The sequence below is a fragment of the Ralstonia sp. SA306 genome (assembly GCF_054792405.1).
In genome coordinates this window covers 2,478,245-2,502,427 of the sequence record NZ_CP096451.1, presented here as the reverse complement: position 1 = coordinate 2,502,427, position 24,183 = coordinate 2,478,245, and the positions used below count along the sequence as shown (strand labels likewise).

The window sequence follows — 24,183 nt, the reverse complement described above, 5'->3', positions numbered from 1 at the left end:
GTCGTGTTGACGATCAGTGAGTCGCGCTGGCCGTACGCTGTTCCGCCACTTCGCCACGCAGCGAATGCGGGAAGGCGTGCACGATGCGCACGTCCAGCATCTGGCCGATCAGCTGTTCGCGGCGCGCCTGCGGCAGATCTGGCAGCGCGAAGTTGACGACGCGGTTGTTCTCGGTGCGGCCGTGCAGTTCGGTCGGATCCTTGCGCGACGGGCCTTCCACCAGAATGCGCTGCACGCTGCCGACCATGCCTTGGCTGATGCGCGCTACGTTTTCTTCGATGGTCGCCTGCAAATGTTTCAGGCGTTCGAGCTTGACGGCCTGCGGCGTATCGTCGTGCAGGTTGGCGGCCGGCGTGCCGGGGCGCGGGCTGTAGATGAAACTGAACGAGGTGTCGTAGCCGATCTCGTGAATCAGGTCCATCGTCTTGGCGAAGTCCGCATCGGTCTCGCCAGGAAAGCCGACGATGAAGTCGGTGGCGATCGAGATGTTCGGCCGGATCGCGCGCAGCTTGCGGATGCTGCTCTTGTATTCGAGCACCGTGTAGCCGCGCTTCATCGCCATCAGGATGCGGTCGGAGCCATGCTGCACGGGCAGGTGCAGGTGGTCGACGAGCTTCGGGTTGGTGGCATAGGCCTCGATCAGGCGCGAGCTGAATTCCTTCGGGTGGCTGGTCGTGTAGCGGATGCGCTCGATGCCCGGAATCTCGGCCACGTATTCGAGCAGCAGCGCGAAATCGGCGCGCTCGCTCGTGTCGCCCATCTTGCCGATGTAGGCGTTCACGTTCTGGCCCAGCAGGGTGACTTCGCGCACGCCCTGTTCTGCCAGGCCGGCCACTTCGGCAAGCACGTCGTCGAACGGGCGCGAGACTTCTTCGCCGCGCGTGTACGGCACCACGCAGTAGCTACAGTATTTCGAGCAGCCTTCCATGATCGACACGAAAGCGGTGGCGCCATCGACGCGCGCAGGCGGCAGGTGGTCGAATTTTTCGATCTCGGGGAACGACACGTCGACCTGCGAGCGGCCCGTGCGGCGGCGCGCGGCGATCAGCTCCGGCAGGCGGTGCAGCGTCTGCGGGCCGAACACCACGTCTACGTAAGGTGCGCGCGCCACGATGGAGGCGCCCTCCTGACTGGCCACGCAGCCGCCCACGCCGACCACGAGATCCGGCTTGAGCGCCTTGAGCGCCTTCACGCGGCCGAGTTCGGAGAACACCTTCTCCTGCGCTTTCTCGCGCACGGAGCATGTGTTGAAGAGGATCACGTCCGCATCTTCGGGCGTGTCGGTGGGGACGAGGCCTTCAGCCGCGTTGAGCACGTCGGACATCTTGTCCGAGTCGTACTCGTTCATCTGGCAGCCGTAGGTTTTGATGAAGACTTTTTTCATGTGCCGTTCACAGTGGTTGACCTGGGGGCACGTGCTTCGTGGGGTGCTCTGACTACTGAGACTGCGTTTGCGCCTGATTTTGGGCAGCCACCGCGGCCTTGTAATCGTCATCGCTGACAACCCAGGCGGTCAGCAACTGCTGATACAGATCGAGCTGATAGCGCACCTTGAACGTCTGGCCGACCACCGTGGAGGTCGGCAACAGGCGCCCATCCAGCGACAGAATCCGCACGCCCGGGGCGAAGCGGATATCGGCGCTGGTGCTCCCGAAGCCCAACAGCAGGATACGGACGACGCCGGTGCTGCCGGTACTCAGCGTGCCGGAGTTGGCCGAATTGATGGTCAACTGGGCCGCCGGAGCCGTCGCCGGAATGTTACGCAGCACTTGCGCATGAGACAGCAGCGGCGCCGCGGCCGCAGTAACGGCAGCAAAGGCGAGGGCGAGGACTTGGCGTCGGGTGCGCATGGCGTCGTCAGAAGAAAGCCACCGCCGGGTGAGCGACCCGGCACACGAAACACGAGACAACCCGATATTGTAGCGTTCCGGGGCCAAGTCTTATAGCGCTTCGGCAATCTTGGCCGCCAGCGCAACACCGCTCAGGAACGCGGCTTCCACGCGCGGGCCTTCGCACCAGTCACCGCAGGCGCCCAGGCGGGCGGCGGCGTCCCAGTGGCACGGCATGCCGGCGGACTGCTCCACCAGCGCGTGCGGCCACAGGTGCGCGGCCACCACATCAGGCTGCGGCGTGCCCGGGAAGGCTTCGGCAAAGCGTGCGTACATGGCGTGGAGCGCCTGTTCGGGGGTGTCCTGAGCGTGCGCTGCCGACCAGCCCGGCGACGCATGCACCACCCAGGATTCATCGACCATGACGCGCCCCGGCTTGGTGTTGTCGCGGGCCGCCCAGGCGAGCATGTCGTCGTCGATGCGGATGCCGTCATACGGCAGGTCCAGCGGTTGCGCAAAACCCATCATCAGCGCCCAGCACGGGGCGTAATGCACCGGGGCGATGGCTTCCTGCAGCGACGCCGGCGTGGCGCCATGAAACAGCGCCGGCAGTTCAGGCGCTGGCAAGGCCAGGGCGACGATGTCGGCGTAGGCGGTGTCCGTGCCATTGCGCTCAATCGTCCAGCGCCGGCCATCGTGCGCGACACGCGTGACGGCGTGACCGAAACGCACATCCAGTGGCGCGGCCAGGCTGCGCACCAGCGCGCCCATGCCGGGCAGGCCGACGTAACGGGCTTCGTCGCGTGAATCGGCTTGCAGGGCGTCGACCGTGCGATGGCCCCAGCGCGCGGGCCACGGCAGCACCGAACCCTGACGGCCAGCAGCATCTACCGCGCGGCGGAAGGCCTCGCTGCGCACGTTGAACGACTGCGCGCCGTGGTCGAACGCATACGCAGGGGCGGACTCGGGTAGCACCGTGGTGGCCAGCCGGCCTCCCACACCGCCCGCGCGCTCATAGACCGTGGTGGCAATGCCTTCTGCGGCAAGCGCGTTGGCACAGGCAACACCGGCAATGCCGGCTCCGACGATGGCGATGGAAGGCTGGCTCATGGATGTGACGTGGGTGTGGGGCGAGGGATCCGGAAATCGGCGCGCAAATCGGCGCGTAATAGTCCGCCATGATATCGGGTCGCGCCCCAATGAAAAACGCCACCCGGAGGTGGCGTTTTGCGATGGAGCAATTCTGCGGCTTAGAACTTGTAACCCACAGCCAGCCCGAACACGATCGGGTCGACCTTGATGTCGGTCTTGTTGACCGCCAGCACCTGGCCTTGCTGGCTGCGGATCGTGATGGTGGAGGTCGTCTTCAGCGGCAGGTATGACACCGTGCCGATGGCGGTCCAGTTCTTGGCGAACTCATACGACACGCCCACGTTGGCGACCGGCGTCCACGAGCTGGACGTTTCCGCCGTCACCTTGGCCGGGCCCGTCGGAACCTGGCCCATGCCGAGCTGCAGCACCTGACCCAGGTTTTGCAGGCCGTTGACGAAGTTCTGGTTCAGCTTCAGGTTGGTGAAGAAGTTGTAGCTGACGCCTGCGCCGACAAACGGGCGCAGCTTGCTTTCCTTGGTGCCGAAGTAGTACTGCGCGACGATTGCCGGGCTCCATTCACGCACGGTGGCGACCGGGTTGTTTTGCGGCAGGCCCAGATTGATCAGCGTCAGCGGCCCAACAACCGGCACCGGCGCGATCACATTGCCGCTGCCATACAGGTTGAACTTGGGAGGCACGCCACCCACGAACGTACCGGCGATGTTGTCGGTAAAGAAGTGCGTGAACGTGAGCGACAGCGTATTGGCGTTACTGACTTTCACGTCAGTTCCTGGCGACTGGTAGGTGCCCAGGCCCAGTGCGCTGGTGGTGGTGGTCAGCGGCGTGGCCGAATCCATCGGGCGGATGTAGAACCAGCCCAGTGCCATGACGTTGCGGCCCCAGACGTAGTTGTCCATGAAGCCGCTGAATCCGCCACCACTGCTGCTGATGCCACTGCCGCTACCGCTGCTGGCGCTTGCGGCCACGTTGGCCTCTGCGGTGGATTGGGCGTGAGCCAGGGGGGCAGCAAGGGTGCTGGCGGCAGCGCAGGCAAGGGCTGCAGCAAGGCGGAGGGCGGTGCGGTTCATGTGGTTGTCTCTCTGGATTGGATTGTTATCACGCCTTGGTGTGGCGATTTGTGTTTCCGCAGCATAACGCAGCGCTTTTGTTCGGTTGCGCTGCGACGATCGAAGTTTTCCTCTAGCGTGTACGCACGCAACAAGGGGTTTCCCCTAGTCTCGTTTCATACTCTCCACCGGTCGGCGGAGCCTTGGCCCACAACGGTCTCCGGGCTGCTGTCTAAAATTTGTATTCCGGATTTTTCGGGTTGAAAGTCTGGTCGCTCCACGTCTTGCGCGCCACGCTCTCAATGACGATTTTCTCGAGCTGATTGCCCGATTCATCCCACGCTTCTTCAATGCGCACCCACGGGTTTTTGAGGTCGAAGTACAGGCGCACGCGCTTGGCGTAGAACGTGGGTGGTCCGCTTGGCGCATCCCAGGTCAGCCGCAGCATGCGCTCACCGTCTTCGGTCACCATTTTGGCTTCACTGAACTTGCCGCTGCTGCCGGCTGCCACGTGGGCGCGTCCGTCGCGCTCGAGCGTATCGACGATGAACTGCAGCCCCAGCTCGCGTGCCGTGTGGTTCGACTGCGATCTGGCCAGCGAGCCATCCAGCGCGCTCCAGATCGCCACGAAATCGACGAGGCCGCCCAGGTGGCCGTACATCTCGTCCTTGCGCACGGTTTCGTCATAGATGATTTCCTGACCAGCGTGCGAGCCGCCCTTGAGCCAGCGCGCGTAGACCTGTCGGGGCGCGTTGCGGTAGCGGATGAGCATGAGCGCCGGCTGGCTTTGCCACTGGTCTTTCACGCGTTCCTGGCGGCGCATGCGGTATTCATATTCGGGCAGCTTGGCCGCCTCGCCCTTGAGCCAGCGCACCAGTGTTTCGGGCTTCATGGCCTGCGCCATGGCGAGGACGTCTTCGTCAGACCAGCCCGCAAACGCGTTGGCGTGGACCTGGCTGCCGAGCCAAGCCGTCTGCCTGGCGATGTCCATGGCGGCAAAGCTGCCGATGGCCGCCGATTGCGATGTGGCCGTCGGTGCGGCTGCCGCAGGCACGGAAGCATCCGGCGTGGCGGGCTGGGCCCAGGCGTGTGCGGCGCCTGCCAGTACCATGGCCAGGGCGAGAGTACGCAAGCGCATACAAGTCTCCGGTGATGTTGTTATTGCTGCGCCTGCGCGCGGGCGCGCTTGATGTCCGGATCGGCATCGCGCAGTTCGCGGCGCAGGATCTTGCCCACCGTCGACTTGGGCAACTCTTCGTGGCGGAACTCGACGATGCGCGGCATCTTGTAGCCGGTCAGATGGGCGCGGCAGTGTTCGAGCAGCGCGCGCTCGGTCAGCGCGCCGTTGCGCGGCACCACGATGATCTTCACGCGTTCGCCAGCCACCGGGTCTGGCACGCCAATGGCCGCCACCTCCAGCACTTCGGGGTGCAGCGCCACTACGTCTTCGATCTCGTTCGGGTACACATTGAAACCCGAGACCAGGATCATGTCCTTCTTGCGGTCGATCAGGCGGATGTAGCCGTTGGCGTCCATCACGCCGATGTCGCCGGTGGAGAACCAGCCTTCGGCATCGATGGACTTGGCGGTGTCTTCGGGGCGCTGCCAGTAGCCGCGCATGACTTGCGGCCCGCGCACCTGCAGTTCGCCGGGTTCGCCCAGCGGCGCGATCGTGCCGTCGTCGCGCTTGAAGCGTACTTCGGTGGACGGCGCGGGCAGCCCGATCGTGCCGCTGAATTCGGTTACGTGCGGCGGGTTCATCGACACGACTGGCGAGCACTCCGTCAGCCCGTAGCCTTCAACGATGGTATGGCCCGTCACCTCTTTCCAGCGCTGCGCGATCGCGCGCTGCACTGCCATGCCGCCACCGATGGTGATCTTCATGGCCGAGAAATCCCGCTTGGCAAAGTCCGGATCTTCCAGCAGCGCATTGAACAACGTGTTCACGCCCGCAATGCCCGAAAAGCGCTCATTGCGCAGGATGAAGATCACCCGCTTGGTGTCACGCGGATTGGCGATCAGGATATTGCGCCCGCCCAGCGTCATGAACATCAGCAGGTTCACCGTGAGCGAGAAGATGTGATACAGCGGCAGCAGCGTGACGTTGGTTTCCACGCCGCCGTTGAGCATGCTCTTGGACCACTCTTCCGCCTGCAGCAGGTTGGCGATGATGTTGCGGTGGGTGAGCATCGCGCCCTTGGCCACGCCCGTGGTGCCGCCGGTGTATTGCAGGAAGGCGATGTCTTCCGGCGCCAGTTGCACCGGCTGCATCGCGCGTGAGCGGCCTACGGCCAGCGCATCGCGCAGCCAGACCGGCGAGGGCAGCTTGTAGGGCGGTACCTGCTTCTGCACGTTGCGCATCACGAAGTTCAGCGCGCGGCCCTTGAGGTTGATCGCGCCGCCCATCAGATCGCCAATACCGGTAATGACGATGTTGCGGATCTCGCTGCCGGGCAGCGCCTGTTCCAGCGTGCGTGCGAAGTTCTCCAGCACGACGATCGTCTGTGCGCCGGAATCGCGCAGCTGGTGCGCCAGTTCCGGCACCGTGTACAGCGGGTTGACGTTGACGACGATGGCGCCGGCCAGCAGCGTGCCGAACAGGCACACGGGATATTGCAGGCTGTTGGGCAGCATGATCGCCACGCGATCGCCCTTCTTCACGCCGCGCGATTGCAGCCATGCCGCAAACTGCTTGGCCTGGCGTTCGCATTCGTCGTAGGTCATCTGGGTGCCGACACTCACGTAGGCGACGCGGGTGCGGTACTTCTCGACCGATTCACGAAACACCTCGACCAGCGAGTGATAGCGATCGGGATTGATCTCGGCGGGTACGCCCTCGGGGTACGACTTCAGCCAGATGCGGTCGGTAAGGCTGTTGCGGTCAGCAACGGTGTTCATGGTGTCTCCGTCCATGAAAAACGCGGCGTGGTTCTGTTATGTGCCGCGCGGGTTCTCGGGTCGGGCCGTTCCCGTATTGGCCCGAAGGTTCAATGCGACATCGTTTCGGGGCGCTCCAGAATGGCCACCACGCCTTGTCCGCCAGCGGCACAGATCGACACCAGCCCGCGCCCGCCGCCGCGCTGTGCCAGCATCTTGGCCAGCGTCGCGACAATGCGCCCGCCCGTGGCGGCAAACGGATGGCCCGTGCCCAGCGAACTGCCGTTCACGTTGAGCTTGGTGCGGTCGATGCTGCCCATCGGGGCGCTGCGGCCCAGTTTTTCGCGGCAGTATTCGGGCGATTCCCAGGCGGCGAGCGTGCTGAGCACCTGCGCGGCAAAGGCTTCGTGGATCTCGTAGTAGTCGAAGTCCTGCAGCGTGAGCCCCGCGCGTTGCAGCATGCGCGAGACGGCATAGGCCGGCGCCATCAACAGCCCTTCGTTCTGCTCCGGCGTGCCGCTGAAGAAATCGACGGCAGCCGTATCCGCGCAGGTCATGTAGGCCAGAACGGGCAGGTTGTGCGCACGCGCCCAGTCTTCGCTGGCGAGCAGCACGCACGATGCGCCGTCGGTGAGCGGCGTGGAATTGCCGGCGGTCATGGTGCCGGCCGCGCCGCGGTCGAATACCGGCTGCAGCTTCGCCAGTTGCTCGAGGGTCAGGTTGCTGCGCAGGTTGTTGTCGCGATCCAGCCCGAGGTGAGCGGTCATGAGGTCGGTGAAGAAACCGCGCTCGTAAGCGGCCGTGAGGTTGTGGTGGCTGCGCAGGGCCAGCGCGTCCTGGTCTTCGCGGCGGATGCCCCAGCGCTTGGCCATCAATTCGCAGTGTTCGCCCATTGACAGGCCGGTGCGCGGCTCGCTGTTGCGCGGTAGCAATGGGCGCACGAACATTGACGGCCGCAGACCGGCCAGCGCCTTGACGCGCGCGCCGGTGGACTTGGCGCGGTTGGCCTCCAGCAGGATCTTGCGCATCTTTTCGTTCAGCCCAACAGGCGCATCGGAGGTGGTATCCGTGCCGCCGGCAATACCCACGTCGATCTGCCCCAGCGCGATCTTGTTGGCGACGAGGATGGCCGCTTCCAGCCCCGTGCCGCATGCCTGCTGTATGTCGTATGCGGGTGTCTGCTTGGCGAGCGTGGTTGAGAGCACCGTCTCGCGCGTGAGGTTGAAATCGCGCGCGTGCTTGATGACTGCGCCGGCCACGACTTCGTCCAGTCGTTGGCCGTGGAGGTTGAAGCGGTCGATCAGGCCCTGCAGCGCGGCGGTCAGCATCTGCTGGTTCGACGCCGTAGCGTAGGCCGTATTCGAGCGCGCGAACGGAATGCGGTTACCCCCGAGGATGGCGACGCGGCGCACCTGCGCGTTGACGAGCATGGATTCAGTCTCCCGTGTTTTCTTGTTGTGCTTGCGGCAGCGTCAGCATGCCGCGCAGATAGGGTTTGTCGCCCGTGGCGTTGCGCACTTCAAACGCGCGGCCGGGAGTGGCTTCGTTGGCTTGCCACAGCGTCGCTGCCCCGGGCAGCGATAGCGGCGTTTTGAACTCGGCCACCACCTCGCCCTGGGTGAGCGGTGCCGCCGGCAGCAGCGCGGCCAGCGCGCGGGCCTTCGTCCACATGCCGTGGGCGATTGGGTGCGCAAAGCCGAACAGCTTTGCGCCGATGCTGGACACGTGGATCGGATTCCAGTCGCCCGACACCCCGGCGTAGCGGCGGCCGGTGTCGGCGGGTGCATCCCAGCGGCCATCGGGCGACAGGTCTTGTGCACTCGGCAGTGCAATCAATGGCGCGCCCTGCGGCGACGGCACGCCCACGCGCAGGTAGGTCGACAGCGATTCCCACACCACTGCGCCGGCCTTGATGATGGCGGTTTCGATGCCGAACGCCTGCCCGCGTGCATGGTGGAACAACCGGCGCGGGCGTACTTCCACGCGCACACGCTCGCCCGCCTGCAGAGGCTGGTGCTGGCGGATCGTGTTGCACAGGTGTACCAGGCCGATTACCGGATACGGAAACGCCGATTCCGTCATCAGCATGAGCTGCAGCGGAAAGCCCAGAAGATGCGGATACGTCATCGGCACGCCATGCGCCGAGGAGAAGCCGCATACCGCTGCGTACTGCGCGATGTGTTCGGCTGCAAGCGGCACTTCCTGGCGTACCAGCGTGTGGCGCGGCAACGGCCCGCCGCGCTTGCCCTTGCGTTGCGAAAGCAGCGCGCGCCAGGCCAATGCACCCGGCGACGGCGGCTCGGTCACCAGCGTCTGGGTCGCGATCATCGGGGAGTGCAGGGCTAGCGAGCGCATGGTTGCGTCAGGCTCCCAGCAGGCTTTGCCCGCACACGCGCACGATGTTGCCTGTCACACCGTTCGACGCGGGGTTGGCGAACCACGCAATCGTCTCGGCCACGTCGACCGGCTGGCCGCCCTGGCTCATCGCGTTCATGCGGCGGCCGGCTTCGCGGATGGCAAACGGCACGGCCGCTGTCATCTGCGTTTCGATAAAGCCTGGCGCAACGGCGTTGATGGTGATGCCGCGTTCGGCCAGCAACGGGGCGCCAGCCTGCACGAGGCCAATCACACCCGCCTTGGATGTCGCGTAGTTGGTCTGCCCGAGGTTACCTGCAATACCGCTGATGGACGACACGCACACGATGGCTCCGCCCGCATGCAGCGCATTGGCTGCAAACAGCGCGTCGTTGATGCGCAATTGCGCAGTCAGGTTGATGTCGAGGACGCTGCGCCACGCGGGTTCGGTCATGCGGGCGATGGTCTTGTCGCGCGTGATGCCTGCGTTGTGCACGAGGATGTCGATGCCGCCCAATGCAGCAAGTTGTTGCGCGAGCAGGGCGGGCGTTTCCGGTGCGGCAATGTCGTAAGCCATGGCTTCACCGCCGATTTCCTGTGCGACCGCGTTCAGCGCTTCCTGCGCGGCCGGCACATCCAGGCACAGCACGCGCGCACCATCACGCGCCAACACGTGCGCAATGGCTGCACCGATGCCGCGCGAGGCGCCGGTGACCAGCGCGGTGCGCCCTGCCAGCGGCTTCTGCCAATCCACCGAGACCGCTGCGGCGCGATGCACGCGCACCACTTGCCCCGACACATACGCCGAGCGTGCCGACAGCAGAAACCGCAGCGTCGACGCGGCCACGTTTTCCGCCCCCTCTGCCACATAGACGAGCTGCGCCGTGCAGCCGCGCCTGACTTCCTTCCCGAGCGAACGCGTGAGCCCTTCCAGCGCGCGCTGCGCAATCGCCGTCTCGGGCGTCTTGCAGCCTTCCGGCGGGCGACCGATCACGACCACACGGCCACACCGGCCGATGGCGCGCACGCCGTCGTGGAACACGTGATACAGCGCGTCGAGGCCGTCGATCGACGCAATGCCCGTGGCATCGAAGACGATGCCGCCGATGCGATCAAACGCGTCGCCTTCCTTGCCCGTGGGCGCGACAAAGCGGCCGGTGATTTGCCCGTGCCGGTTGGCAGCGCCGAGCCATTCCGGATCGCTTTCATGAAAGCGCGTGGGTACGCCGGTCTCGGCAAACAGCGCGGCGAGCGCCTCACGCATGGAGCCACCCGGGGCCGCGCCCACCAGGAACGGCCCGACAAATTCCGGTTCCCCCGGCACATAACGGCGCAACGGCACGGGCTGCGGCAGGCCAAGGTTGGCCGACAGCCACTTGCCGAAACCGGACCCGACGAAATCGAGGTACTTGTCTTGCATCGTTGTTGTTCTCGTTTGTCCGGCCCCTGGGCCATCAGGCTGCGCGGCGCTCGGCGGCCTGCAGGGCATCGAGCGCATCCTTGCGGCGCTGCAGGTCGGCCATCAGGTTGAAGTCGGGCGGGAAGTCATCCACGGCGACTGCGTGTTCACCGTAGCGCGCGTAGTCGCACAGTTGCTTGCGTTCGCCATCGTCGATGAGGTTTTGTGCGACGGCTTGCGCGGTCCAGGCTTCGAAATCGGGCAGGCTTTGTGGCACCGGCGGCAGCTTGCCTGCGCGGATGGCCGGTTTCAAGCGTTGCTCGATCGCATCCACCGCGGGTTGCAGGCGGAAGGCCGCTTCGCCATAGGCGATGGGGTCGACCTCGGGCGTTGGGCAGTACGAGTCGGCCAGCAGGCGATCGCGCACAGCGCCCGGCGTTTGCATCAGCTCGGCAACCTGCGCAGCCAGCGCATCCGACGGCTTGCGATATGGCGTGCCGAACGGGAAGATCAGCGCACGCAGCAGCGCTGCGATGCCCGCGTTCGGGAAGTTGGCCAACACGCCGTCGAGCGCATCGTGCGCCTTCACCAGCGCGTCCTGCACTGACCAATGCACGAGCGGCGCGTCCTCTGCCGGGCGGCCTTCATCTTCAAAGCGCTTGAGCGTGGACGAGATCAGATACATCTGCGAGAGGATGTCGCCAAGCCGCCCCGTGATGCTCTCGCGGCGCTTGAGTGTGCCGCCCAGCGTGAACATCGACACATCGGACAACAGCGCCAGCGCGGTCGAGAAGCGGTTCACGGCCCGGTAATACCGCTGCATTTCCGGTGCGGCATTGCCCGGGGCGCTTGCCACGCGCCCGCCGGAGAGCGCATGCAGGAACGCACGCACCAGGTTGCCCGCGATGAACGCGCCGTGGCCGAACAGTGCCGTATCGAACGCCTGCAGCGTCTCGGGTGAATCGGCGCCTTGTGCGGCCGTCATCTCGCGCAGCACATACGGATGGCAGCGGATCACGCCCTGCCCGAAGATGATCAGGCAGCGCGTCATGATGTTCGCGCCTTCCACCGTGATGGCGATCGGCACTTGCTGATACGCACGCGCCAGGAAGTTGTTCGGCCCCATGCAGATGCCTTTGCCGCCGACGATGTCCATCGCATCGGTCACCACATCGCGCGCACGTTCGGTGACGTGGTACTTGGCAATGGCGGAGATGACCGAGGGCTTCTCGCCCAGGTCTACGGCGAGCGCGGACAGGCGCCGCGCGGCATCCATCATGTACAGATTGCCGCCCATCCGACCGAGCGCTTCCTGGATCCCTTCGAACTTGCCGATGGGCGTACGGAACTGGCGTCGCACGGCGGCATAGGCGCCGGTGCTGCGCACGGCCAGCTTGGCCATGCCCACGTTTGAAGAGGGCAGCGAAATCGCACGGCCCGCCGCCAGGCATTCCATCAGCATGCGCCAGCCACGGCCGACTTGCGCCTGGCCGCCGATGACCCAGTCGATGGGAATGAATACATCCTTGCCGGAGTTCGGGCCGTTCTGGAACACCGCGTTAAGCGGCCAATGGCGGCGGCCGATGTTTACGCCCGGATGCTTCGTGGGGATGAGCGCGCAGGTAATGCCGGGTTCCTTGTCGCCGCCGAGCAAGCCATCCGGATCGACCGCGCGAAACGCCAACCCCAGCACCGTCGCGATGGGGCCGAGCGTGATGTAGCGCTTGCTCCATGTCACGCGAAAGCCAAGCGTCTCGCGGCCTTCGTGCATGCCGCGGCAGACCACGCCCACATCGGGAATGGCTGCGGCATCGGAGCCGGCATACGCGTTGGTCAGCGCAAAGCAGGGAATTTCTTCACCGCGTGCGAGGCGCGGCAGGTAGTGGTTTTTCTGCGCTTCCGTGCCGTAGTGCAGAAGCAGTTCGGCAGGGCCGAGCGAGTTTGGCACCATGACCGACACGGCTGCGGCGGAGCAGCGCGTCGACAGCTTCATGATGACCTGCGAGTGCGCGTACGCCGAGAAGCCTTTGCCGCCGTATTCCTTCGGGATGATCATGCCGAGGAAGCCGGCACGCTTCGCATAGGCCCACGCGTCGGGTGACAGGTCTTGCCAGATCTGCGTGCTTTCCCAATCGTTGGCCAAGTCGCAGAGCTTTTCGGTTTCCACGTCGAGGAACGATTGCTCTTCCGCCGACAGGCGCGGCGGAGGCGAAGACAGCAATCGCGACCAGTTGGGTCGGCCGGAGAACAGTTCGGCATCCCACCAGACGGTACCCGCTTCAATGGCGTCGCGCTCCGTTTGCGACATCTCCGGCATGATCTTGCGGAACATCGCCAGCACCGGGCGCGTGATGAGTGCCCGGCGCAGCGGCTTGAGCGCGAGCACCAGCGCCGGCAGCACAAAGACGATGGCGAGTACCGTGGTCATCACCGGGCCGACCAGGCCAAGCCAGACGCCGGCCACCAGCCACGCCGCGGTCACGACCAGCCAAGCGAATGCCGAGGCTTCCATGCTGGCGAGCCCGAGCACGCCGATGCAAAGCAGGACGATCCAGATTGTCGTCATGAGGGTCTCCATTCGATGCGTCTATGTGCCGGATGTCTCGAACACGCGGCGGCACCTGCCGAATGCCCGAGCGACTCCCGTGCCAGCACACGGGAGATCGGGGCTGGGCCCGGGTTGTCAGGCGTTAGGGCTGCGCCAGGGGCGCATTGGGTTGGCCGGGAAGATCGCGCGTGCTGCATTACTGCGGCGAACGGCCAATGCGCGGGTGCGCGCGGAGGGCGCGGGGCCATCGCTGTCGTCACCGTGATGATCGTCGTGCTCATCGGCGCCGAGATCGTCGTGGTCGTCTGCGGCATCGTCGGCGCTGGCGCGTGCGGCGGGTGTGCGGCCGAACAGGTCACCGGCGAAGGGCGAGGCGGTGGTCGGCGTCGAACTGCGTTCGCTGCCGCGGCCATTGCCGTGCCCGGCGTGGCGACCGGAGCCGCCATTGCCGCTGTCGCTGCCGTTGGGGGCATCGTCTGCTTGTGCGACGGGCGTGGGCACCTGTGCTTCGGCCAGCTCGACCACCTGATCAAGCGCGCCGGCCTCGCCGGGCAGCGGGGCGTTGAGCGTAGCCACCACCAGGGCCGTCAGGCGTGCCAGCAGCGAGGCATCGTTCATCGTCTTGCCCTGCGTGAACAGCGGTAGCAGGTTGTTGAGGTCGTCCCCGGCCAGCACGCCGGCCAGCGCCTTGAGCGCAAAGTGCAGGCGCCAGCCCAGTTCTGCGCGCGGCAAGTGCGGCAGCGCACGCGAGAAGGCTTCAAAGAAACGGTCGAACACGAGCGCGTAGTGGCCGAGCAGATAGTTCTGCACGAACGGCGAGGTGTCGGAATACACGCGTCCCATCAGGCGCAGGAACGCAGGGCCGCCGGTGTCGGGGTTTCGCGCCATCTGCAGCGCCGGCACAAACAGCGCGCCGAGCACGTGGTCGCAGGTCAGTTGCTCCTTGGTCCAGCGCTCTTCGCACGCGGTCAGCAGCGCCAGCCGGCGCGTGTTGAGCGGGTCGAGCCGGCGCCCAAGCACCGACTGCATCAACGCTTCCTTGCTGCCGAAGTGATAGTTGACCGCGGCCAGATTGACCTTGGCGCGCGCCGTGATCTGCCGCAACGACATCGCCTCGTAGCCGAACTCGATAAACAGCAGTTCGGTGGCTTCCAGAATGCGGCCCTTGGTGTCTCCTGCTCCAGGACGTCCCATGTCTCCTACCTCGTTTTTTTAGGTCTGATATCGGGGTCGATTGCTGCAGTGCAGCGCTCGAACGTACGATTCAAACATGTGTATGGGGTTGCCCGGGCATGTTAGGAACAGACGTTTGAAAACGCCAAGCGCCCAATTCGAGCGGGCACTCTAGAGGAGGGAAGGTTGCCAAGCCAACGTATGAAACACATGGCTTGGAAAGTGAGTGGGCGCAAACATCAAAAAAGCTGAAGGGAGGTCTGCGCCCCGGTTGGCGGGTCAGCCGGCCGGCTGATGGAGCGGGGTCAGGCCGCCAAAGAATGCGGCAGCATTTTGTGCAAGGGTGGAGAGGTGATAGCCGCCTTCCTGGACGACCAGCGTCGGCAGCCCGATCGCGCCGACGGCCTGGCCAAGCCGGCCGAAGCCCTGCGTCGAGACATCCACCTGCGATTGCGGGTCTTCGCGATAGATGTCGAAGCCGAGCGAGAGCACCAGCGCATCGGGCTGAAAGCGTTCGAGTGCGGCAATCGCGTCCCCGAGCTTGTCGAAGAACACCGATTCCGGCGAGCGATGCGGCATCGGCAGGTTCACGTTCAGGCCCAGGCCGTCGCCCGTGCCGCGCTCGTCGTCAAAGCCGGCGACGACCGGGTAGAAGTTGGTCGGATCGCCGTGGATGGAGACGTACAACACGTCGGCGCGGTCGTAGAAGATCTCCTGGATGCCCTGACCGTGATGCATGTCGGTGTCGAGGATGGCCACGCGCTTGAACTTGGTGCGCAGCGCCTGCGCGGCAACGGCGGCGTTGTTCAGGTAGCAGAAGCCGCCGGCTGCTTCGCGGCGCGCGTGATGGCCGGGCGGGCGGCACAGCGCGTAAGCGGTGCGCTCGCCATGGAGGATGGCCTGCGCGCCGGCAGCTGCGCTCTGTGCCGACCAATACGCCGATCGCCATGTGTTCTCGCCGACGGGGCAACTGCCGTCTGCCAGGTAGCGGGCGGCCTGGGCCAGCACGCCCCGCAACGCATTGGGCTCGCGCACGAAGATGTTCGACATGACCTCGTCGCCCCAGTCTTCGGGCAGGCGCAGCCAGTCGGCATGAGCGTCCTGCAGGAAGCGCAGATAGGGCTCGCCATGCACGGCGGTGAGCGGCGCAATGCCGTGATCTTCGGGGCGCGCAATGGTAAAGCCGAGATCACGCGCGGCCTGCAGCAGATTCAGCGCGCGCGCGGGCACTTCCTGCGGCGTGCGCATCTTGCCGCGCGAGTAATAGCTCTGCGGATGGTGCAGAAGCTGTTCAGGGTGAAAGAACGTCAGCATGGGTGAAACCGGGTTGGGAAAGACCGTCATGCGCCGACTGCGTTGGCAGCAGTTGCGCTGTCGCGCTGCCGCGCGTCGATGGCGGCGATGCTCAGCAGCGAGATACCGGCGAGCAGCGTGTAGAACACCGCCAGCGGCCACCACTGGCCATGGAAGCGCTGCGCGAGGATGGTGCCGATCAGCGGCGTGAGCCCGCCCGCCACCGCACCGCATACCTGGTATGACAGCGAGATCGCCGAGTACCGCACGCGCGTTTCGAACACGCCCGACACGAAGCCGGCGATGACCGAATAGAAGCTCGCCATGCACACCACGGCCAGCGCAATGCCCAGCACCATCAGCGGCGCCTGGCGCGTTTGCACCAGCAGGAACATCGGATACGGCGACGCCATCGCCATCAGCGCCATCAGCTTGAGGAAGCGTGCGCCGCCAAGCTTTTCCGCCAGCCATGCCGCCAACGGTTGGGCGAGGAACTGGATGAACGCGACCACAAACAGGCAATCGAGAATCAGCGTTCTCGACAGCGACAGATACTGCGTCGCGTACGCGATCATGAACGTGTTGGTGAAGTACACGCCCGCAATGCCGATGGTGTTGGCGCCAATGCAAAGCAGCACCGGCACGCGAGCCGTGCGCCAGACTTCGGCGATCGGCAGCTTGGCCGTTTTGCGTTGCGCCTGCACCTGCGCAAACTCAGGTGACTCGTTCACGCCCAGGCGGATCGCCACGCCAACGAGCAGCAGCACCGCGCTGGCGAGGAAGGGCAGACGCCAGCCCCAGTCCATGAACGTGTCCTTCTCCATCGACGTGACGAGGCGGAAAGCCAGCAGCGAGAGAATCAACCCGGCCGGGCTGCCGAGTTGTGCAAACGACGCGAAGAACGTGCGGCGGCCCGTGGGCGCATGTTCGCCCGCCATCAGCACCGCGCCGCCCCATTCGCCACCGACCGCGATGCCCTGCACCACGCGCAGCAGCACCAGCAGCACGGGCGCGAGGGCGCCGGCGGTGGCATACGTCGGCAGCAGCCCGATGCCGATGGTCGCCAGGCCCATCATCGTGAGCGTGATCATCAGCGCCTTCTTGCGGCCGATGCGGTCACCCCAGTGGCCAAACACGATGCCGCCCAGCGGCCGCGCGAAAAAGCCCACGGCAAACGTGCCGAACGAAGCAAGCGTGCTGAGGAACGGATCGCCACCCGGGAAGAACAGCGGCCCGAACACGAGCGCTGCGGCGGTGGCGTAGATGTAGAAGTCGTACCACTCGATCATGGTGCCGACAAAGGCGGCGGTGGCCGCACGGGCAGGCTGGCGCCCGCCGGGTTGAGACGGTTGCATGGTGAAGCTCCTCACAGGTTTTTTTAGTCCGTCGCTTCAAGGCGACGATGCGTGTTTATTGCCGCTTGACGGGTATTAGTCAAATTCCAAATACTTATTGTTTGCATAAATTGAACTCATACCTGCCGCCATGGACTCGTCCGCTCTCGATCCCGCCTTGGTCAGCGACCGGCTTGACTGGAACCTGCTGCGCACCTTCCTCACCATCGTCCACGAGCGCAGCATCAGCCGCGCGGCGGTGCGGCTGCACATCACGCAGCCGGCGGTCAGCCTTGCGCTGCGGCGCCTCGAAGATCAGCTCGGCCACACGCTGATTGAGCGGCGCGGCTCGCACTTCCGCCTCACGCGCGTCGGCGAAGACGTATTGCGCATCGCCACCGATGTCTACGGCAATGTCGCGCGGCTCGGCTCAGAGCTCGGGGAGCCGCAAGACGACGTGAGCGGCGTGCTGCATCTGCTGACGGTCAGCCGGATCCAATCGGGCGTGTACGACGAATGCCTCGCGGCGTTCCATCGCCATCACCCCCGCGTGGATCTGCAGGTGGAAGTGATGCGCAGCACGGACATCCTCGATGCGCTTGCGCAAAAGCGGGCGGGCATTGGGCTCAGCCTGTGCCGCACGCCCGTCGAGAAGCTCGAGCGGCAACTGTTCCTGCGCCAGCGCTACGCCGTGTTCTGCGGGCGGCATCACCGGTTGTTCGGGCGGACGGGCTTGTCGATCAGCGATCTGCTCGGCGAGAACTTTGTCTCGTTCATGAGCGACCAATTGGGCGATGCGCTATCGCCGCTGGCGGTGTTTCGGGATCAGCAGGGATTCACCGGACGCATCGTCGCTACGTCACCGAGCCTGGACGAGATCAAGCGGCTGGTGTTTGCGGGCTATGGGATCGGCTGCCTGCCGGAGCACATCGTGGTGGACGACGTGGCGCAGCAGCGCTTGTGGCGGCTACCGCCGGAAGAGGGCATTGCCGACATCGATCTGTACCTGATGTGGCACAAGGAGCGGCGTCTGGCGCCAGCCGAAGACGCGTTCCTGGGACATTTCCGTCGGTATATGGCGCGGTATTCGTTGGCGGAGCGGTTGGGGGACGTGGTAAATGCGCCGTTGGCGGCATTGCGGGCGCCGGTGGGGTAAACACCATCACCTGTTAAACTAGCGCTCTTCTTGCAGTCCCCGGGGTCCAGTCGCCCCGTCACCTACCCAGGCTTTGTCCACGATTGGCGCACGAACGAATGCGCGGGACACGCCGGTCCAATCGCTTTTCCATGTCGTTTTCCGAACTCGGCTTGTCAGACAAGCTGGTACGCGCCGTGGCCGAACTCGGCTACGCAGAACCCACTCCGATTCAACGCCAGGCCATCCCCGCTATCCTCAAGGGCGGTGACCTGCTCGCCGGTGCCCAGACCGGCACCGGCAAGACCGCCGGTTTCACGCTGCCGCTGCTGCACCGCCTGTCTGCCTCGCAACCGAACAAAGTGCAGACGCCGCAGGGCATGCGCTTTCCGATCCGCGCGCTGGTGCTGACGCCCACGCGTGAGCTTGCCGCGCAGGTGGAAGAAAGCGTGCGCGCCTATGGCAAATACCTTCCGCTGAAGTCCATGGTGATGTTCGGCGGCGTCGGCATCAACCCGCAGATCGATGCGCTCAAGCGCGGTGTCGATATCGTCGTGGCCACGCCGGGCCGCCTGCTGGACCACGTAGGGCAGCGCACCATCGACCTGTCCCACATTGAACTGCTGGTGCTGGACGAAGCCGATCGCATGCTCGACATGGGCTTCATCCACGATATCCGCAAGATCCTCAACATCCTGCCGTCGAAGCGTCAGAACCTGCTGTTCTCGGCGACGTTCTCTGACGACATTCGCGAATTGGCCGATCGCCTGCTCGACAAGCCGGCGCTGATCGAAGTCGCTCGCCGCAACACGACGGCCGAGACGGTGGAGCAGCGCATCTACCCGGTCGACCGCGAGCGCAAGCGCGAACTGCTGGCCAAGCTCGTGCGCGACAACGACTGGCACCAGGTGCTCGTGTTTACGCGCACCAAGCACGGTGCGAACCGCCTGGCCGAGCAGCTCACGCGCGACGGCATTCCCGCGCTGGCCATCCATGGCAACAAGAGCCAATCGGCACGCACGCGCGCGCTGACGGAATTCAAGGCCGGGACGCTGCGCGTGCTGGTTGCCACCGACATCGCCGCGCGCGGTATCGACATCGACCAACTGCCGCACGTGGTCAACTTCGATCTGCCGAACGTGCCGGAGGACTACGTGCACCGTATCGGCCGCACGGGCCGCGCCGGTGCGCAAGGCGAGGCGATCTCGCTGGTCTGCGTGGACGAGCACGGTTTGCTGCGTGACATTGAGCGCCTCATTAAGCGCGAACTGCCGCGTACCGTGCTGGAAGGTTTCGAGCCGGACCCGACCATCGAGGCAGAGCCGATTCCGAACGGGCGCAACTCGGCGGGCCGTGGCGGCAACGCGCGCGGTGGCCGCCCGGGCGGTGGCCGCAGCCAGCAGCCTCGTCAGGCCAGCGCCAACGCTGCGCCACGCGAGCCGCGGGCTCCGCGTGAGCCTCGCGAACCGCGTCGCGAGTCGAGCGGTAATGGTCAGGGCCAGGGCCAGAATCAAGGCCAAGGCCAGGGTCGCAATGGTGCCGGCAGCCGCCAGCGTCAGGCGCAAGGTCAACGCGACGGCCAGGCTGCGCCGAAGCCGCGCAATGGCCAATCCCAAGCGCGTGGCCAGCGCCAAGGCAACGGCCAAAGTCAGGGCCAGGGCAATGGGCAAGGCGCGCAGGGTGGCCAACAGCGTCGCGCATCGAGCACGCAAGCCGCGCAGCCTGCCCACAAGGGGAAGCCGGCCAAGCAGCCGTTCAACGGTCTGTTTGCCAAGGCTGCTGCGTTGCTCGGCGGCCGTAAAGCCTGACGTTCATGCACGACGACGGCCAGCCCGCATCAGCTGAAGCGCCCTACGACGGCCTGACGCCCGACAGCATCCTCGATGCGCTGGCGCAGGTCGGGCTGATGCCGGATGGCCGCATGTTCGCGCTCAACAGTTACGAAAACCGCGTCTACCAAGTCGGCGTGGAAGACAGCGCGCCGGTGGTGGTCAAGTTCTACCGCCCGGGCCGCTGGACTGAAGCGCAGATCATCGAGGAACACGCCTTCACGGCAGAACTGGCCGCCACGGAAATCCCCGTGATCGCGCCGCTGGAAATCGACGGTCGCACGCTTCAAGCGTTCGAGCGCTGGCATTTCGCGGTCTTCCCGCGTTGCGCAGGGCGCGTGCCTTCCATCGACCAAGACGACACGCTTGAATGGATGGGCCGTTTCCTCGGGCGCATCCATGCCGTTGGCGCGCAGCGGCCTTTCATGGTCCGGCCTGCACTCGACATTGACACCTTCGGCGTGCAATCGCGCGATTGGCTGCTCGAACACGATTTCATTCCGCCCGATTTACTGCCGGCCTGGCGCAGCGTGGCTGACGCCGCACTCGACGGCGTGCGCCGCTGCTACGACCGCGCGGGCGATGTCTCGCTGCTGCGTCTGCACGGCGATTGCCACGCGTCGAACGTGCTCTGGATTGAAGAGGCCGACGCCAAGCAAGGCGATCCGCTGCGCAGCGCCGGCCCGCATTTCGTCGATTTTGACGACAGCCGCACCGGCCCCGCCGTGCAGGATTTGTGGATGCTGCTCTCGGGCGATCGCGCGTCGATGCAATCGCAGCTCGCCAGCCTGCTGGCCGGCTATGAAGACTTCTGCGAATTCGACACGCGCGAGCTGTATCTGGTGGAAGCGTTACGCACGCTGCGCTTGCTGCACTACAGCGCATGGTTGGCGCGTCGCTGGAACGATCCGGCGTTTCCTGCCGCGTTTCCGTGGTTCAACACGCAACGCTACTGGCAGGATCGGGTGTTGGAATTGCGCGAGCAGATCGCGCTGTTGGACGAACCGCCGCTCTGGTGAAACCGAGCGGCGGTTTTTCTTTGCGACTGCGTAGATGCTTTAAGCGAACTTGCCGGCCTGGAAGTCCCGCACGGCCTGGAAGATCTCTTCCTGCGTGTTCATCACGAACGGGCCGTACTGGGCGATCGACTCGTTCAGCGGCTTGCCAGCCACCAGCAGCACGCGTGCGTCTGCGTCTGCTGCACGGATGACCACACCGTCACTGCCTTCCGTGTTGGCAAGGATGGCCATCTGCTTGTCTTCCACGCGTTGCAGACCGGCATTGCCAGACGCGTCGGCATCGCCCACCAGCGCGCTGCCGCGGAACACGTAGACGAACGCGTTGTGCCCGGCCGGCAGCGGCTGCGCAAAGGACGCACCCGCCGGCAGCGTGATGTCCAGATACAGCGGCTGCGTCGCTTCACGCGTCATCGCACCTCGCACGCCTTGCGAATCTCCGGCGATCACACGAACGGTCACGCCGTCTTCCGTCGTGAACTCGGGAATCTCGTTCGACGGAATGTCGCGGTACCAGGGCGTCGTCATCTTGTCGCTGGCGGGCAGGTTCAGCCACAGCTGGAAGCCTTCCATCACGCCATCTTCCTGTTCCGGCATTTCAGAGTGCACGACGCCGCTGCCGGCCGTCATCCACTGCACGCCGCCGTGTTGCAGCAGCCCTTCGTGGCCGGCGCTGTCGCGGTGGCGCATGCGGCCAGCGATCATGTACGTCACCGTTTCGAAGCCACGGTGCGGGTGGTCGGGAAAGCCGGCCAGATAGTCGTTCGGGTCGTCACTACGGAACGCGTCCAGCATCAGGAACGGGTCCAGCCGACGTTGCAGGTTGTTCGTCAGCACGCGCGTGAGCTTCACGCCCGCGCCGTCGGAGGTTGGGCGACCTGTGATGATGCGCTCCACGCGGCGGCCGCGCTGCACTTGCTGCACTTGCGGTTGTACGAGGGTTTCCATGTTGTTCTCCTGAAATCGGGCATTTGTCATATGCCAAATGTAGGGTGGTTGCCCGGTTTGCACTAGTCGGTTATTGTGGGAAAAAATGTTGCTCCCGGCGAGACAATGACAATCCTAGGCCGGCGCGCATCACTACAAGAGGAGGAAACCATGGATCTGAACCAATTGGCGCTGTTCGTGCGCGTGGTCGAAGCGGGCAGCTTCACGGCAGCGGCAACGCGGCTCGATCTGCCCAAATCGTCCGTCAGCCGGGGCATTGCGGCGCTTGAACAGGATTTGAACGTACGCCTGTTACAGCGCACCACGCGCACGCTGCATCTGACCGACGCCGGCCAGAGTCTGTATCAGGTGGCGTCGCATGCACTGGAAGACATCGAACGTGCCACGACGTGCGCCGGCGAGCTGCAGGACCTGCCTCGCGGCAAGGTGCGGATCACGTCTTCCGAAGACGTGGGCCGCCTGCTGGTGGCGCCCGTCGCGGCCCGCTTCATGCAGCAGTACCCGGAGATTGATCTGGACGTGGTGCTGACGCCGCGCAATGTCGATCTGGTGCAGGAGGGTTTTGACCTTGCCGTCCGCGTCGGACGCTTGGCCGACAGTTCGCTCGTGGCTCGGTCGCTTGGCGTATTGCGCATTGGCTTATTCACCTCGCCCGATTACCTGCAGCGCCGCGGTGCTCCGGCCACCGTGCAAGGGTTGGCCGACCATTGTTGCCTCGACTTTCGCGGCACCGGCCGCGGCGAAACGCAATGGCGCCTTGTCGGCCCCGATGGCCTGAAAACCGTGGCTGTGCGCGCCCGCCTGAATTCCGACAGCCTCATCTATCTGGAAACGCTGATTGCATCGGGCGCCGGTATCGGCCCGCTGCCGCTGTACGCAAGCGCGGTGGCACGCGCCAACGCACCGCTGCCTCGCCTCGTGCGCGTGTTGCCCGACTATGCGACCAGCGGAGAGCCGATCAACCTCGTCACCCCATCCGCGCGGTTCGTTCCCAAACGTGTCCGATTGCTGATCGACATGCTGACCGAGTCGATTCGGCAAGAGTTGGAAAACGCTGATCCCACCTGAGGTGTCGCGGCCCGGAAACTGGGCGTGTCAAATGTTGTCACGACTGCTCCGGCTGGGCATATGGCACGGCATCATGCGCCTCGCGTGTGCCGACCAGTACGTCGGGCTCTCCTTGACGTTATCCCGTAGCGTTGCAGTGCTTCCCCCCGGTGCACTGCGACGCGTCTGGCACATGCGACCCTTGGGTGTTTCCGATCCCGTCACGTTGTGGGAAACACCGCCGCCCGGACCGCGTTGTCCGGGCTTTTTTTTGTCCGGGTTCCGTGGAATGGACACGGTATTGGGTGGCTCAAGGGTCTTCACAAATTAGGACTCTTCTCATGGTTTGTAGCAAACCTCGCCATGAAAATTGCAGACACGTAACACATGCGACGGATCGCGATGAGCGCGACGGTTAGGTCGCTATCAAGGCCCGCACCATCCCGGCACGCATGTGCGCAATTTCCACGGAGCAGAACATGCGTATCGCCTTGCTTGAAGACGATCCCTTCCAAAGCGAAGTCATCGTCCAGATCCTGTCCCAGTCGGGCCACGACGTGATGACCTACAGCGATGGTGCGACGTTGCTGCGCATGCTGGGCCGCTCGTCGTACGACATGCTGATCCTCGACTGGCACACGCCGGGCATGCTCGGTATCGACGTGCTGAGCGTGGTGCGCAGCCGCCACAGGGATGTGCTGCCCATCCTGTTCGTCACCGCCGAGGAGGGCGAGAAAAGCCTCGTGCGCGCCCTCACGCATGGCGCCGATGACTACATCGCCAAGCCGTTCCGCATTGCCGAGCTGCGTGCGCGTGTCGATGCGCTGCTGCGCCGGGCGTATCCGATTCCGTATGGCCGCCTGCCGTTCGCGGTGGGGCCGTACTACTTCAACCTGCAGCGCCAGCAGGTCACGCTGCACGGCGAGCCCGTTACGCTGACGGCCATCGAATTCCAGCTGGCGTTGCTGCTGTTCTCGAACGTGGGGCGCACGCTGTCGCGCGATCACATCTTCGGGCAGGTGTGGGGCCGCAACTCCTCGGAGTACACGCGCACGATCGATAGCCATGTGTCGCGCATCCGCATGAAGCTGAATATCGAACCGGTGAACGAGGTACGCTTGGTGGCGGTGTACAAGCATGGCTATCGCGTCGACTATCTGAAGCCGGCGGACGACATGAATGCGCTGTCCGAGATGGATCTTTCGTCGTACGACGTCTAGGCGCACGCCGATCGCCCCGCG

Annotated in this window: 19 protein-coding genes; 5 read left to right on the top strand and 14 right to left on the bottom strand. The window is 65.0% G+C overall.

The window, feature by feature from the left end:
* Positions 1-13: 13 nt before the first annotated feature.
* From miaB to M1D44_RS11880, 13 genes are all read right to left on the bottom strand, one after another.
* Complete coding sequence (miaB, locus tag M1D44_RS11940; RefSeq protein WP_045203723.1) at positions 14-1,384, bottom strand: tRNA (N6-isopentenyl adenosine(37)-C2)-methylthiotransferase MiaB; 1,371 nt, start codon at positions 1,382-1,384, stop codon at positions 14-16.
* Positions 1,385-1,436: 52 nt separating this feature from the next.
* Positions 1,437-1,850, bottom strand: a complete 414-nt coding sequence (locus M1D44_RS11935) for a hypothetical protein (protein WP_024976598.1) — start codon at positions 1,848-1,850, stop codon at positions 1,437-1,439.
* Positions 1,851-1,940: 90 nt separating this feature from the next.
* A complete protein-coding gene (locus tag M1D44_RS11930; protein ID WP_024976597.1) occupies positions 1,941-2,939 on the bottom strand; it encodes an NAD(P)/FAD-dependent oxidoreductase in 999 nt (332 codons plus the stop codon).
* Positions 2,940-3,079: 140 nt separating this feature from the next.
* Positions 3,080-4,009, bottom strand: coding sequence for an OmpW/AlkL family protein (locus M1D44_RS11925; RefSeq protein WP_024976596.1), 930 nt, complete (start codon positions 4,007-4,009; stop codon positions 3,080-3,082).
* A 211-nt stretch (positions 4,010-4,220) separates the two neighbouring features.
* Entirely contained in the window at positions 4,221-5,126 is a 906-nt protein-coding gene (locus M1D44_RS11920) for a DUF1571 domain-containing protein (protein ID WP_024976595.1), read from the bottom strand.
* A gap of 20 nt (positions 5,127-5,146) precedes the next feature.
* Entirely contained in the window at positions 5,147-6,886 is a 1,740-nt protein-coding gene (locus tag M1D44_RS11915) for an AMP-binding protein (RefSeq protein ID WP_316852743.1), read from the bottom strand.
* An 89-nt stretch (positions 6,887-6,975) separates the two neighbouring features.
* On the bottom strand, positions 6,976-8,295 hold the full coding sequence (locus tag M1D44_RS11910) for an acetyl-CoA C-acetyltransferase (protein ID WP_024976593.1): 1,320 nt from the start codon (positions 8,293-8,295) through the stop codon (positions 6,976-6,978).
* Positions 8,296-8,299: 4 nt separating this feature from the next.
* Positions 8,300-9,193 carry a MaoC/PaaZ C-terminal domain-containing protein gene (locus tag M1D44_RS11905; RefSeq protein ID WP_024976592.1) on the bottom strand — a complete coding sequence of 298 codons (894 nt, stop codon included), beginning with the start codon at positions 9,191-9,193 and terminating at the stop codon, positions 8,300-8,302.
* A 34-nt stretch (positions 9,194-9,227) separates the two neighbouring features.
* Entirely contained in the window at positions 9,228-10,640 is a 1,413-nt protein-coding gene (locus tag M1D44_RS11900; protein WP_316852742.1) for a 3-oxoacyl-ACP reductase, read from the bottom strand.
* Positions 10,641-10,674: 34 nt separating this feature from the next.
* A complete protein-coding gene (locus M1D44_RS11895; RefSeq protein ID WP_316852741.1) occupies positions 10,675-13,185 on the bottom strand; it encodes an acyl-CoA dehydrogenase in 2,511 nt (836 codons plus the stop codon).
* 117 nt (positions 13,186-13,302) lie between these two features.
* The gene (locus M1D44_RS11890) at positions 13,303-14,361 is read right to left on the bottom strand and encodes a TetR/AcrR family transcriptional regulator (RefSeq protein WP_316852740.1); all 1,059 of its coding nucleotides are present in this window, start codon (positions 14,359-14,361) and stop codon (positions 13,303-13,305) included.
* Positions 14,362-14,619: 258 nt separating this feature from the next.
* Positions 14,620-15,654 carry a histone deacetylase family protein gene (locus M1D44_RS11885; protein WP_316853021.1) on the bottom strand — a complete coding sequence of 345 codons (1,035 nt, stop codon included), beginning with the start codon at positions 15,652-15,654 and terminating at the stop codon, positions 14,620-14,622.
* 26 nt (positions 15,655-15,680) lie between these two features.
* Entirely contained in the window at positions 15,681-16,988 is a 1,308-nt protein-coding gene (locus M1D44_RS11880) for an MFS transporter (RefSeq protein ID WP_316852739.1), read from the bottom strand.
* Between the two features lie 130 nt (positions 16,989-17,118).
* Here M1D44_RS11880 and M1D44_RS11875 point away from each other — a divergent pair, with 130 nt between their 5' ends.
* The 3 genes from M1D44_RS11875 to M1D44_RS11865 all read left to right on the top strand — a co-directional run bounded on the left by M1D44_RS11875 (position 17,119) and on the right by M1D44_RS11865 (position 20,950).
* Positions 17,119-18,123, top strand: coding sequence for a LysR family transcriptional regulator (locus tag M1D44_RS11875; RefSeq protein WP_316852738.1), 1,005 nt, complete (start codon positions 17,119-17,121; stop codon positions 18,121-18,123).
* 131 nt (positions 18,124-18,254) lie between these two features.
* A complete protein-coding gene (locus M1D44_RS11870; protein WP_316852737.1) occupies positions 18,255-19,910 on the top strand; it encodes a DEAD/DEAH box helicase in 1,656 nt (551 codons plus the stop codon).
* A gap of 5 nt (positions 19,911-19,915) precedes the next feature.
* A complete protein-coding gene (locus M1D44_RS11865; RefSeq protein WP_024976584.1) occupies positions 19,916-20,950 on the top strand; it encodes a serine/threonine protein kinase in 1,035 nt (344 codons plus the stop codon).
* Positions 20,951-20,989: 39 nt separating this feature from the next.
* On the opposite strand, the gene M1D44_RS11860 is transcribed toward M1D44_RS11865, so the two are convergent.
* Entirely contained in the window at positions 20,990-21,895 is a 906-nt protein-coding gene (locus M1D44_RS11860) for a pirin family protein (protein WP_112185818.1), read from the bottom strand.
* A 150-nt stretch (positions 21,896-22,045) separates the two neighbouring features.
* Between M1D44_RS11860 and M1D44_RS11855 the strand changes: the two genes are divergently transcribed.
* Both M1D44_RS11855 and M1D44_RS11850 read left to right on the top strand, forming a co-directional pair.
* Positions 22,046-22,963 (top strand): LysR family transcriptional regulator, encoded by a 918-nt coding sequence (locus M1D44_RS11855; protein WP_024976582.1) that lies wholly within the window; start codon positions 22,046-22,048, stop codon positions 22,961-22,963.
* 458 nt (positions 22,964-23,421) lie between these two features.
* Entirely contained in the window at positions 23,422-24,162 is a 741-nt protein-coding gene (locus M1D44_RS11850; RefSeq protein ID WP_024976581.1) for a response regulator transcription factor, read from the top strand.
* Positions 24,163-24,183 lie beyond the last annotated feature (21 nt).